8 protein-coding genes are annotated in these 12,769 nt (G+C 63.8%); 3 read left to right on the top strand and 5 right to left on the bottom strand.

The features are described 5' to 3' along the window. Positions 1–34: 34 nt before the first annotated feature. Both cobA and SJY40_RS12835 read left to right on the top strand, forming a co-directional pair. Positions 35–790, top strand: a complete 756-nt coding sequence (gene cobA / locus SJY40_RS12840) for a uroporphyrinogen-III C-methyltransferase (protein ID WP_378947064.1) — start codon at positions 35–37, stop codon at positions 788–790. Positions 791–922: 132 nt separating this feature from the next. Then, positions 923–4,435 carry a M10 family metallopeptidase C-terminal domain-containing protein gene (locus tag SJY40_RS12835; RefSeq protein ID WP_378947061.1) on the top strand — a complete coding sequence of 1,171 codons (3,513 nt, stop codon included), beginning with the start codon at positions 923–925 and terminating at the stop codon, positions 4,433–4,435. Here the strand turns inward: SJY40_RS12835 and queG are convergent. The 3 genes from queG to mtgA form a co-directional block, all read right to left on the bottom strand. After that, positions 4,432–5,514, bottom strand: coding sequence for a tRNA epoxyqueuosine(34) reductase QueG (gene queG, locus SJY40_RS12830; RefSeq protein WP_378947058.1), 1,083 nt, complete (start codon positions 5,512–5,514; stop codon positions 4,432–4,434). The two genes, SJY40_RS12835 and queG, sit on opposite strands and share 4 nt — an antisense overlap. Before the next feature lie 16 nt (positions 5,515–5,530). Further along, positions 5,531–6,217 (bottom strand): glutathione S-transferase family protein, encoded by a 687-nt coding sequence (locus SJY40_RS12825; RefSeq protein WP_378947055.1) that lies wholly within the window; start codon positions 6,215–6,217, stop codon positions 5,531–5,533. 78 nt (positions 6,218–6,295) lie between these two features. Further along, entirely contained in the window at positions 6,296–6,907 is a 612-nt protein-coding gene (gene mtgA / locus SJY40_RS12820) for a monofunctional biosynthetic peptidoglycan transglycosylase (RefSeq protein WP_378947052.1), read from the bottom strand. 230 nt (positions 6,908–7,137) lie between these two features. Here mtgA and SJY40_RS12815 point away from each other — a divergent pair, with 230 nt between their 5' ends. Continuing rightward, positions 7,138–7,488 (top strand): MliC family protein, encoded by a 351-nt coding sequence (locus tag SJY40_RS12815; RefSeq protein WP_378947049.1) that lies wholly within the window; start codon positions 7,138–7,140, stop codon positions 7,486–7,488. 32 nt (positions 7,489–7,520) lie between these two features. On the opposite strand, the gene gltB is transcribed toward SJY40_RS12815, so the two are convergent. Continuing rightward, positions 7,521–12,059 carry a glutamate synthase large subunit gene (gltB, locus tag SJY40_RS12810; protein WP_378947047.1) on the bottom strand — a complete coding sequence of 1,513 codons (4,539 nt, stop codon included), beginning with the start codon at positions 12,057–12,059 and terminating at the stop codon, positions 7,521–7,523. After that, positions 12,056–12,763 carry a hypothetical protein gene (locus tag SJY40_RS12805; RefSeq protein ID WP_378947044.1) on the bottom strand — a complete coding sequence of 236 codons (708 nt, stop codon included), beginning with the start codon at positions 12,761–12,763 and terminating at the stop codon, positions 12,056–12,058. Before SJY40_RS12805 ends, gltB begins: the two co-directional genes overlap by 4 nt. Between the last annotated feature and the right edge of the window lie 6 nt (positions 12,764–12,769).

Below are 12,769 nucleotides of genomic sequence, written 5' to 3'. Positions count from 1 at the left end.
CTGTCCCCATACCCGACGCAGAGGCCCCCAGACATTGCCCGATCACGCCCCCCGCCCCGGTTTCGTCTCGCTTGTTTCGGCGGGGCCGGGTGATCCCGAACTGCTGACGCTGAAGGCCGCGCGCTTGTTGTCGCAGGCGGATGTGGTGCTGTTCGACGATCTGGCTTCGGGACCGGTGCTGGACCATGCGGCCCCCGAGGCCGAACTGATCGCAGTCGGCAAGCGCGCGGGTCGCCCCTCGGCCAAGCAAGAGGCGGTGAACGAGCTGATTATCCAGCACGCCCGCGCCGGCAAGCAAGTCGTTCGGCTGAAATCGGGCGATGCAGGCATCTTCGGACGGCTCGAGGAAGAGCTGATTGCCCTGACGCAGGCAAATATTCCCTTCGAAATCGTGCCTGGCGTAACGTCAGCCAGTGCGGCTGCGGCGGCGATCGGCATGCCCCTGACCCGGCGTCTGACGGCGCGGCGCGTCCAGTTCGTGACCGGGGCCGATGTGACGGGGCATCTGCCCGGCGACATCAATTGGGCGGCGCTGGCCGATCCGGCGGTCACCACGGTGGTCTTTATGGGGCAGCGCAGTTTTCCCAAGCTGGCCCAAGGGCTTGCCGAACACGGCCTGCCCGGTACCACGCCCGCCGTCTTTGCCGAGGCCGTGGGCTACCCCACGCAGCGCCTGGTCCGTACCACCATCGACGGGCTGGCCCGGATGATGCAGGACGGGCCCGTAAGCCAGCCTGGGCTGATCATCTATGGCCCCCTGGCATTGCCCGTCGAGCCCCCGGAAGCCTGAATTTCAAGGGGCCGCGCCGCGGCGGATGCCTAAAATGCAAGGGAACATGGGCTAGCCAAAGGGATAGGTTAAGCCCATCTTTAGCCTATCCCAAGTCACCCCGCGGCCTATGCGGCACATATCCGAAATGTCATGATCGAGTATCGTCACGTGACCACCTTTGGTGTCGCGCAACAACGTTGGCTGTCCAACATCACCGACCTTGCCATGGTCGAGGTCGATGGACAGATGATGCTGGTCGCGGCAACGCAGCTGGGCGGCGGGATCAGCAGCTATGCGGTGACGGCACCCGACAAGCAGATCACCGCGCTGCGCAACCGGGCCTATCTGGACAATGCCACCTATCAGGGCCCGCCGCAGCTGTCGGTCATCGACCTGAACAACCGCAGCATGGTCCATGTCGTGCAGATGGGCGGCATCGCGGATCAGGCGACGGAACTGCGCGCCGACAATGGCGCGCTGGGCCAGTTCCAGGCGCTGTTCAAGAACGACCTTGGCAAATCGCTGACGGCCCTGGGGCAGGTCCAGACCGCGCAGGGAAACATCATCTACTCCGCGCAGGATGGCGGCATGCGCCTGCAGACGCATCTGGTCGGGGCCGACGGCAAGCTGACGGTCCGTGGTCAGGTCGATCTGCCGGTTCCGCAGGGCAGTGTGGATGCCACGCTGGACCGCATCGTGGATGTCGCGGTCAACGGCCAGCAGATGCTGATCGCGGTTTCGGCGGCGGGGAACTTCATCTCGACCCATCTGATGTCGGCAACGGGTGCCTTGGGCGCGGCCACGCTGCATGTGGCGGCGCAGGGGGCGGGCTATGACACGCCGACCGATCTGCGCACGGTCGTGTCGGGCGGACGGACATTCGTCGTGGTGGCCGGGTCGGGTTCGGGGTCGTTGACGGTCTTCCGTCTGGACGCCAAGGGTCAGTTGACCACCACCGATCATGTGCTGGACGAAGGCTCGACCCGCTTCCAGTCGGTCACCGCGCTTGAAACGGTGCAGATGGGGGGCCGCAGCTTCGTCTTCGCGGGCGGGGCCGATGACGGGATCTCGGTCTTCACCGTGCTGCCCGACGGGCGTCTGCTGCATCTTGAAACCATCGTGGATACGGATGCCATGACACTGGCCGATGTCAGCGACATCGAGGCGCTGGTGCGCGACGGTCAGATCATGCTGTTCGTCGCCTCATCGACCGAGACGGGCATCACCCAGCTGGCGTTTCAGCCCGGTCCGATCGGCGCGACCGGCTTTGCGGGTGCGGGTACCGTGAAGGGAGGCAATGGTGGCAACCTTCTGGTGGCCGGCGCGGCAACCACCCGGCTGGAAGGGGGGAACGGCGACGATATCCTGGTCGCCGGAGGCCGCTCGATCACATTGGTGGGGGGGACGGGTGCCGATACCTTCGTGCCGTCGCGGTTGCAGGGGCGCATCACGATTCTGGATTATGAACACGGGGTCAACCGCCTGGACCTGTCGATGCTGGGCACCATCCGCAGCATCTGGCAGCTGCGCTTCATCCCGACTGCAAACGGCGTGATGATCATCTATGGCGAAACGATTCTGGACATCCAGACCCGCGATGGGCGTTCGCTGACCATTGCGGACTTCTCGAACGAGATGTTCCCGATTGCCCATTACGACATGCCCGACATCGACCCCGAGGATATCGACCCCGACGGCACCCCGACCGATCAGCCCGAATGGCTGTTCGGCACCGCGAACGCCGACCGCCTGCTGGGTGCGGCGGGACCGCAGATGATCAATGCGGGGGCGGGGAATGATACCGTCTCGGGCGGTTCGGGCAACGACACCCTGAAGGGAGAGGCTGGCCACGACGTTCTGCGCGGCGGTTCGGGCAACGACCAACTGTGGGGCGGCACGGGGCGCGACACGCTGTTCGGCGATCAGGGCAACGATCTGCTCTACGGCGATGACGACGATGATGTGCTTTACGGCGATGCAGGCGATGACACGCTTTATGGCGGGGCGGGCAACGACCTGATCTATGGCGGCGACGGCAATGATGTCCTTTATGGCGATGACGGCAACGACACCCTGTCGGGGGGTGCAGGCGACGACTGGCTGCAGGTCTTTCTGGGTGACAATCGGTTGCTGGGTGATGCAGGCAATGACACGCTGATCGGTGGCGCGGGGGCCGACCATCTGTCCGGCGGAAACGACAACGACAGCCTGTCGGGGCAGGGTGGCAACGACTTGATCTATGGCGACGCGGGCCATGACACCCTGATGGGCGATGACGGCAACGACACGCTTTACGGTGGTGATGGCAACGACCTCCTGCAGGGCGGCGCGGGTCGTGACAGCCTGATGGGTGATGATGGCGACGACCTGATCTATGGCGGTGCCGATAACGACAAGCTGCAGGGCGGCGGCGGCAATGACACGCTGGCGGGGGATGATGGCGATGATATCCTTCTGGGGCAACAGGGTGCCGATCTGCTGAACGGCGGCACTGGTCGTGATACGCTGCGCGGTGATGTCGGTGACGATACGCTGTTCGGCGGCGACGACTTCGATTTCCTCTACGGCGGCGGCGGTGATGATCTGCTCTATGGCGAATCGGGTGATGACACGCTGTTCGGCAATGCGGGCAACGATCTGCTGTTCGGTGGTCTTGGAAACGACCGCCTGATCGGCGGCGGCGGCGATGATACCCTGCACGGCGACGAGGGTGATGATTTCCTGCGCGGGACCACGGGGCGGAACTGGCTTTACGGTGGCGACGGCAACGACACGTTGGAGGGCGGCAAGCAGAACGACCGTCTGTTCGGCGATGCGGGCAACGACAGGCTTCTGGGCGGGCAGGGCAATGACATCCTGAAGGGCGGCAGCGGCAATGACCGCCTGTTCGGCCACAAAGGCAATGACACGCTGTTCGGGCAGGGTGGCGACGACAAGTTGATGGGAAACGGCGGCAACGACCGCCTGATCGGCAATGGTGGCAACGACACGCTGACCACTTTTGGCGGCAACAACTATTTGTCGGGCGGTCGCGGCAACGATCTTCTGAAGACCGGCGGCGGCAATGACACCCTGTTGGGCGGTGCGGGCAATGACACGCTGCGCGCAGGTGGCGGGAACGACCTGCTGCGCGGCGGCGGGCAGGATGACGAACTCTATGGCGGCGGTGGTCGGGACACCCTGGACGGGGGCAACGGTCGGGACGTCCTCTATGGTCAGGGTGGCAACGACGTGCTGAACGGCGGTGGGGGCAACGACCGCCTGTTCGGCCAGTTCGGTGCCGACCGCATGACCGGCGGCGCGGGCAACGACACGCTAAAGGGCGGCGGCGGCAATGACACGCTAATCGGAAATACAGGTGCCGACCGGTTGGAGGGTGGTGCGGGGCGCGACATCTTCCGCTTTACCAAGGCCGCCGACAGCCGGGTGAATGCCGCCGACCTGATCACCGACTTCCAACCCGGCATGGACCGCCTGGACCTGCGCCCGCTCAACCTGTCCCATGCCAGCGACGGTGATTTCCGGGGCGGCAGGTCGCTGCACTGGGAACATGCCGGATCACAGACCCATCTGCTGATCGACCTGAACGGCGACCATCAGGCCGACATGCTGATCCGGCTGGACGGCACGCTGACCCTGACAGGCGACGACTTCCTGCTTTAACCTGCCAGCCGCGCCACGGCCCATCCTGCAGCATCCGCCACCGTCGGATCTGGATCGCGGCATAACCCCTGCGCCACACCCACCAGCGACAAATCCCCCGAATTGCCGATCGCATAGAGCACATTGCGCACGAAACGGTCCCGTCCGATGCGTTTGATCGGACTGCCGGAAAACCGCGCGCGAAATCCAGCGTCATCCAGCATCGCCAGCTCGGCCAGAGGCGGTGCCTCGATGATCCCGCGATAGCGCATCTCGGACCCCGATTGCGCGAACTTGTTCCACGGACAGACCGCCAGGCAGTCGTCGCAGCCATAAATACGGTTGCCCATCAGCGGGCGCAGCTCGGGATCGACGGGGCCTTTGTGTTCGATCGTCAGATAGGAAATGCAGCGCCGCGCATCCAGCTGGAACGGCGCCGGAAAGGCCCCCGTTGGGCAGACATCCAGACAGGCGCGGCAGGACCCACAGTGTTCCTCTTGAGGGGCATCGGGCGGCAGCGGCAGGGTCGAAAAGATCGCACCCAGAAAGAACCAGCTGCCAAGATCGCGCGACAGCAGGTTGGTATGCTTGCCCTGCCAGCCCAGTCCCGCCGCCTGCGCCAAGGGCTTCTCCATCACCGGCGCGGTGTCCACAAAGACCTTGATCTGATGGCCCGGTGATTTCTCCAGCATCCAGCGCCCAAGCCGCTTCAGCCGTTTCTTGACCAGATCGTGGTAATCCTTGCCTTGGGCATAGACGCTGACCGCCGCCCGGTCGGGCTGATCCAGCACGGCCAGGGGGTCGTGGTCCGGGGTATAGAGTTCGGCCAGCATGATGACCGACCGCGCCTCGGGCCACAGGGCTTGCGGATTGCCACGCCAATGTGTCCGCTCGGCCATCCAGTCCATCTGACCGTGATGCCCGGCTTCAAGAAATGCCGCCAAGCGACCGGCCAGTTCGGGCACGGCATCGGTGGTGGTGACCCCCATGCGCGAAAAGCCGACGGCCTTCGCCTCGGCCTCGATCTCGGCCTTCTTGGTTGCCCAAATACCCTCGGGGGGTCCGGGGGGCGAAGCGCCCCCGGCGGTCGCGGGACGCATCCCGCCCCCCTCGGGCTTATCCGAAGTCCAGCTCGGCATAATGCGCGGCCGGATGGATGCCCGGTACCTGATCGGCCAGGACCGATCTGAACGCCGGGCGCGATTTGATCGTCGCATACCAGTCGCGCAGCATCTCGGACCGGTCCCAATCGACGTCCGAGATGTAATCGAGGCAAGAGAAATGCGCCGCCGCCGTGAAATCCGCCAGACTGATCGCATTCCCGCCCAGCCAGCGCCGGGTTTCCAGCAGCGTCGAGAGATAGTCGATATGTTCCTTGATCGCCCTCAGCCCATCCTTGACGACGCGGCTGTCGGGATATCCGGTCCGCATAACCTTCTTCCAGACCCGTTCGTTCAGGATCGGCTGGGTCACTTCGGCATGGAACTTGTCATCGAACCAGGCGCACAGCCGGCGCACCTCATGGCGTTCCAGCGGCGTGCCGGGCATCAGCGAAGGCGAGGGCATCGCCTCGTCCAGATATTCAACGATCGCCTGGCTTTCCGACAGCAGGTTCCCGCGATAACGCAGGACCGGCAGCTTGCCGGCGGGGTTCCGGCGCTTCAGGTCGGGGGGGCTTTCCCAATAGCGCTCCTCGACCAGTTCGACCTCGATCTTCTTTTCTGCCAACACAAGGCGGACCTTGCGGCAATAGGGGGACAGCGCCGTGTGATACAGTCGCGTGGTCTGCGTATTGTTGTTCATGGACTGCTCGAGACCTTTGTTTCTTATCGCAACGCCATCTTGATACGCGCCAGCATGGCCGCTTTCAACCGACGGGCGTCAGGGTGTCATGTCGCGTTGGAAACAATCCGCCCGGCCATCGCGTCCGATGGTGGCGGCCCCGTCGGCGATGGCCCGCGACCGCGCCGATGCGGCATGCGGGCTGCGGGTGCGGGGGGCGGGCAGGATGGCCGCCAACCGCGCGGCCTGCACGCGGGTCAGGCGGTCGGGGGTGGTGGCGAAATATTCGCGGGCGGCGGCCTTGATCCCGAAGATGCCCGGACCGAATTCCGCGATGTTCAGATAGACCTCGAGGATGCGCGACTTGGACCACAGACCTTCGATCATAGGGGTCAGGGCGGTCTCGACCGCCTTGCGACCCCAGCTGCGGGTCTGCCACAGATAGGCGTTCTTGGCGGTCTGCTGCGTCAGCGTCGAAGCCCCCCGGCTGGAGCCGGAGGCGACGACCTTGCGAATTTCGGTCATGTCGAACCCCCAGTGGCCGCAGAAATTCGCATCCTCGGCGGCAACGACCGACCTGCGCATGACCGGCGCGATGCGGGTCAGCGGTACCCATTCACGATCCACCAGCGGGTCGCGCTGCGCCGCCCCGACCATCGTCCAAGTCAGCGGCGGATTCAAAAAGGCATAGAGCGTGACCGACCCGGCCATGACCAGCACCGCCCTAAGCAGAAGAAAACGTAGCCAGAACAAAGCAAGCCCCCGCCATGCGCGTCGACGGCGCGGTGGCGGGGGGGCGTCGTTGAATGGGGCCTCGGGCGGGCTGCGGGGAATCATGCTGGCATGTCCCACGCAGCGCGCCCAAGCGTCAAGTTCCCTGACCTTGTCATGCCCACGCCGCTGCGCGATCTTGCAGGGCCAACAACGTGAAAGGACAGGATATGCGCAGACAGATCGGGGCGGCGATGGCGGTGATCATCACCTGCGGTGCGGCCCATGCGCAGATGGCCCTGACGCTGCCGTTGCCGTCCGATGCGACCGTGACCGCCACGCAATATCAATGCGACGGCGGGCGTGATCTGGCGGTTCGCTATGTCAACGCCGGTGCCAACAGGCTGGCCGTCATTCCGTTGGAGGGTGAGGAACTGCTGTTCGCGAATGTCGTTGCGGCCTCGGGTGCGCGTTACGTGTCGGGGATGTGGCAATGGTGGGTCAAGGGGAAGCAGGCGACCCTGACGCGCGCCGATGACGTGGACATCACCTGCCAGGCGATCGCCGACCCGGAAAATTGAGAAAGCGGCCCCGAGGGGCCGCTTTCAAGATCTTATTCGGCAGGAACCGCGTTGGGTTCCTGCACCGCCTGAATGGGGTGGGGCAGGGCCGACAGCATTTCCTTGGGGCAGACCTGCAGGAAGTTGCCCTTTTCGCGATCCCAGTTCGACAGGATGTCGTCTGCGCGGCGCGAACCGGTTTCCTTCAGGTGGCGTTCGATCAGCGTCTTCAGCTGGTCTTCCCAATGCTCTTGCGTGACCGGGCACATGACCAGCGTCTCGGGGTTGATGTAATCGCGCGCCAGACCTTCCGGATCATAGAGATAGGCCATGCCGCCGGTCATCCCGGCACCGAAGTTGGCGCCAATGCGACCCAGGATCACCGCCACACCGCCGGTCATATATTCGCAACCGTTGCTGCCACAGCCCTCGATTACCACCGATGCACCGCTGTTGCGGACGCCAAAGCGTTCGCCTGCACGGCCAGCCGCGAACAGAAAGCCGTTCGTGGCACCGTAAAGCACAGTGTTGCCGATGATGGTGTTGTCGGCGGCGACCAGCGGGCTGGCCATTGGCGGACGCACCACGATGGTACCGCCCGACAGACCTTTGCCGACGTAATCGTTGGCATCGCCCGACACCTCGATCTTCAGGCCCGGAGCCGCGAAGGCGCCAAGGGACTGACCGGCACTGCCCGTCAGACGGACCGTCAGGTGATCCGGCTGCAGGTTGTTCCGCATGCCGAACTTCTGGACGATCATGCTGGACGTGCGCGTGCCGACCGTGCGCTGCGTGTTCCGCACGGCATAGGACAGCTGCATCTTTTCGCCGTCTTCAAAGAAGCGCGCGGCGTCCTTGACGATTTCGCTGTCCAGCGTTTCCAGAACCGCATTGCGCGGCTTGGTGCGGTCATAGACGATCTTTTCCGCCCCATCGACGGTGATCAGCAGCGGGTTCAGGTCCAGATCGTCAAGGTTGGCAGCGCCACGGCTGACCTGCGTCAGCAGATCGGCACGGCCAATCACCTCGTCCAAGGACCGTGCACCGATGTCGGCCAGGATCTCGCGGACTTCCTGAGCATAGAAGGTGATCAGGTTGACGACCTTATCCGCCGAGCCGGTGAACATCGAGCGCAGCTTTTCGTCCTGCGTGCAGACGCCCACTGGACAGGTGTTCGACTGGCACTGACGGACCATGATGCAGCCCATGGCGATCAGCGCGGCGGTGCCGATGCCATATTCCTCGGCACCCATCATCGCAGCCATGACGATGTCACGGCCCGTGCGCAGACCGCCATCGGTGCGCAGGGTGACGCGTTCGCGCAGGCGGTTCATGGCCAGAACCTGATGCGCTTCAGTCAGACCCATTTCCCACGGCAAACCGGCGAATTTTACCGATGTCGCAGGGCTGGCACCGGTACCGCCGTTATGGCCCGAAATCAGGATTACGTCGGCTTTCGCCTTGGCCACACCTGCCGCAATCGTGCCGACGCCCGAAGAGGCCACCAGTTTCACGGTGATCTTGGCGCGCGGGTTGATCTGTTTCAGGTCATAGATCAGCTGCGCCAGATCCTCGATCGAGTAGATGTCGTGGTGCGGCGGCGGCGAAATCAGCGTCACGCCGGGGGTCGAGTGACGCAGCCGTGCGATCAGCTTGGTCACCTTCATGCCGGGCAGCTGGCCACCCTCGCCGGGCTTGGCACCCTGCGCGACCTTGATCTCCAGTTCCTCGCAGGCGTTCAGATATTCGGCGGTGACGCCGAAACGACCCGAGGCGACCTGCTTGATCTTGGCGCAGGGGTTGTCACCGTTGGGCAGCGGGTGGCTGTGCGCCGGATCTTCGCCGCCCTCGCCGCTGTCGGATTTCGCACCGATGCGGTTCATGGCGATGTTCAGCGTCATATGCGCCTCGGGCGACAGGGCGCCAAGGGACATGCCGGGCGTCACGAAACGCTTGCGGATGCTGGTGATGCTTTCGACTTCCTCGATCGGGACCGATTTGCCAAGCGGCTTGATGTCCAGAAGGTCGCGGATGTGGATCGGCGGGTTCGCCCGCATCGTGGCGCTGAACTGCTTCCAGATATCATAGCTGGCCTTTTCACAGGCCACCTGTAGCATCTTCATGGTGTTGGCTTCCCAAGCATGCTTTTCGCCCGCGCGACGCAGCTTGTAGAAACCGCCCACCGGCAGCATGTCGGTGTCCTTGGTATGATAGGCTTTCTGGTGCAGCGCCTCCAGCTTGGCCTGAAGACCGTGCAGACCGATGCCGGAAATGCGCGACTGCATGCCGGGGAAATATTCGGCAACCATGGCGCGCGACAGACCAACGGCCTCGAAATTCAGACCGCCGCGATAGGACGACAGGACCGAGATGCCCATCTTGGCCATGATCTTCAGAAGACCCGCGTCGATCGAGGTGCGGTAACGACGCATGTTGTCGATCAGCGAACCGGTCAGCAGACCGCGCTCGATCCGGTCATTGATCGAATCCTGCGCCAGATAGGGGTTCACGGTGGTCGCGCCACTGCCGATCAGCACCGCAAAGTAATGCGGGTCGATGCATTCGGCCGATTGCACGTTGACCGAACAGAAGGTCCGCAGACCCTCGCGCGTCAGCCAGCTGTGGACCGAGCTGGTCGCAAGGATCATCGGCATCGGGACGCGCGACGGGCCTTGGCCCTTGTCGGTCAGCACCAGATGGCCGGCACCGGAACGCACGGCATCCTCGGCTTCGGCACGGATGCGGGCCAGACCTTCGCCAAGGGCGTCGGGGCCTGCGTCATCGGCAAAGGTGCAGTCGATATAGGTGACGGTTTCCCCGAACATCCGCACCATCTCGGCGAATTCGCCGTTGGCGATGAAGGGGCTTTCCAGCACCACGATCTCGGTCTGGCTGCTGCTTTCGTCCAGCACGTTCTTGAGGTTGCCGAACCGCGTCTTCAACGACATCACACGCGTTTCGCGCAGACTGTCGATGGGCGGATTGGTGACCTGGCTGAAGTTCTGGCGGAAGAAGTGGCTCATGGGGCGGTACTGGTTGGACAGGACCGCGGGCGGCGTGTCGTCACCCATTGAGGCGATGGCTTCCTTGCCGTCTTCGGCCATGGGGGCCAGGACGTGTTCCAGTTCCTCCATGGTGAAACCGGCGGCTGCCTGACGGCGACGCAATTCGTCACCCGTGTGCAGCGCCTTTTCCGGCAGGTCGCGCATGATGTCGTTCAGCTCGACGACCTTCTCGATCCACTCGCCGAAGGGCTGGCTGGCCGACAGGCGGTCCTTGATCTCCGTGTCGTGGTACAGCTTGCCGTCCCACATATCGACGGCGATCATCTGCCCCGGACCAAGCGCGCCCTTTTCGACGACATTGCTTTCGTTGACCGGCACCATGCCCATTTCCGAACCCGCGATCAGCAGGTTGTCGCCCGTCACGACATAGCGCATCGGCCGCAAACCGTTGCGGTCCAGACCGCCGCAGACCCAACGACCATCGGTCATGGCAAGGGCGGCGGGGCCGTCCCAAGGCTCCATCACGGCGTTGCAATAGGCGTACATGTCGGCCCATGCCTGCGGCATGTCGGTCGTGGCCTTGGACCAGCTTTCCGGCACCAGCATGGTCTTGGTCATCGGCGCGGAGCGACCCGAACGGACCAGAACCTCGAAGACCGAATCCAGCGCGGCACTGTCCGACGATCCTGCGGGCACGATCGGCTTGATGTCTTCGGCGGCTTCGCCGAACGCGCTGGAGGCCATGCGGATTTCATGGCTGCGCAACCAGTTCAGGTTGCCCTTCAGCGTGTTGATCTCACCGTTATGGGCCAGCATGCGGAAGGGCTGGGCCAGCCACCACTGCGGGAAGGTGTTGGTCGAATAACGCTGGTGATAGATCGCGAAGGACGATTCGAAACGCTCGTCCTTGAGGTCGGGATAGAATTCCGCGACCTGTTCGGCCAGCATCATGCCCTTGTAGATGATCGAGCGGCAGGACAGCGAACAGAAATACAGCTGCGGCACCTGCGCCGCGATGGCGGCCTTTTCGATGCGGCGGCGGATGACATACAGCTCACGCTCGAACTGGACGTGGTCGATGTCCTTTTCGCAGCGGATCAGGATCTGCTCGATTTCCGGACGGGTCGCATTGGCCTTTTCGCCCAGCACGCTGGTATCGACCGGAACGTGGCGCCAGCCATAGATATAGTGGCCCATCCGCAGGACTTCGGATTCTACGATGGTCCGGCAGGCTTCCTGCGCGGCGAAATTCGTGCGCGGCAGGAAGACCTGGCCGACCGCGATCAGCTTGTCCTGATCGGGTTCATGGCCAGTGCGGCGGACTTGGTCATAGAAGAAGGGGACCGGGATCTGGACGTGGATGCCCGCGCCGTCGCCGGTCTTGCCGTCGGCATCGACCGCGCCGCGGTGCCAGATGGCCTTCAGCGCGTCGATGCCCGATTGCACGACCTTGCGGCTGGCCTTGCCGTCGATGTTGACCACCAGGCCGACGCCGCAGGACGAATGTTCGTCCTCGTCGCGGTACAGGCTGTTCTTGGCCATCCAGTCGCGGCGGGCCTGCTCTTGTTCTTGCCAATCGTTGTTCATGATGCGGCCCTTTCCTGCAAGATCTGCGTCAGCAATTGATCGCAGTCGAATTGTGGGGTGGTGTCGCCAAAACCGGCCTCTTCGGGGAAGGTGAAGAGAACGGGGCTGTCATTCGTCTTGGTCTGTTCGCCGTCGGCGCCGGTGCGCGATTCGATGCCACCGTAGAAACGTCCGAATTCGCGGCTGATATATTGCGTGCCGCGGCGTTCGCTGACCAGTTTGCCGTCCGGTCCTGTGGTGGTCAGGCGAAACTCGGTCCGTTCCAGCTGCTGGCCGTCGATCTGGACGGTTTCGCCCGTCAGGACGTCAAAGCCCTTCTGGTTCAGGACCAGACCGTCGCTGGCGCGGGTGTCGAAATCGAATTCGTCGCGTCCCGTCTTCAGCAGGTTCGAAAAGCTGGCCTCGTCGCGGGCCCCCTCGACCAGCCGGTCGGTGATGCCTGACATGGGCGAGGCGCTTTCGATCCAACGGGTTTCTTCGTCGATGATCGAGGTGTGGAACAGCCCGTTTTTCCCGAAGATGGCGCTGCGCTGGTATCCCTCGGGATCGGCGTCGCAGATGTAATACTGGCTGACCGAGCAGCCGCGGTTCTGCACCGTGACCTGCAGGTTGCATCCGGCGGGCGGCGTGAAGGTCGCCGCCTGCAGGGGCAGGGTGGTCAGGGCCAGCGCTGCCAGAAATGATGTCGCAAGATGCTGCATCATGGCGAC

Source organism: Paracoccus sp. R86501 (assembly GCF_042466435.1).
GTDB lineage: Bacteria > Pseudomonadota > Alphaproteobacteria > Rhodobacterales > Rhodobacteraceae > Paracoccus.
This window is presented reverse-complemented; position numbering and strand designations above follow the sequence as displayed.

Coding starts and splice junctions, on each gene's coding strand:
- SJY40_RS12835 (WP_378947061.1), top strand. CDS start 923: ATGATCGAGTATCGTCACGTGACCACCTTTGGTGTCGCGCAACAACGT.
- queG (WP_378947058.1), bottom strand. CDS start 5,514: ATGCGTCCCGCGACCGCCGGGGGCGCTTCGCCCCCCGGACCCCCCGAG.
- SJY40_RS12825 (WP_378947055.1), bottom strand. CDS start 6,217: ATGAACAACAATACGCAGACCACGCGACTGTATCACACGGCGCTGTCC.
- mtgA (WP_378947052.1), bottom strand. CDS start 6,907: ATGGCCGGGTCGGTCACGCTCTATGCCTTTTTGAATCCGCCGCTGACT.
- SJY40_RS12815 (WP_378947049.1), top strand. CDS start 7,138: ATGCGCAGACAGATCGGGGCGGCGATGGCGGTGATCATCACCTGCGGT.
- gltB (WP_378947047.1), bottom strand. CDS start 12,059: ATGAACAACGATTGGCAAGAACAAGAGCAGGCCCGCCGCGACTGGATG.
- SJY40_RS12805 (WP_378947044.1), bottom strand. CDS start 12,763: ATGATGCAGCATCTTGCGACATCATTTCTGGCAGCGCTGGCCCTGACC.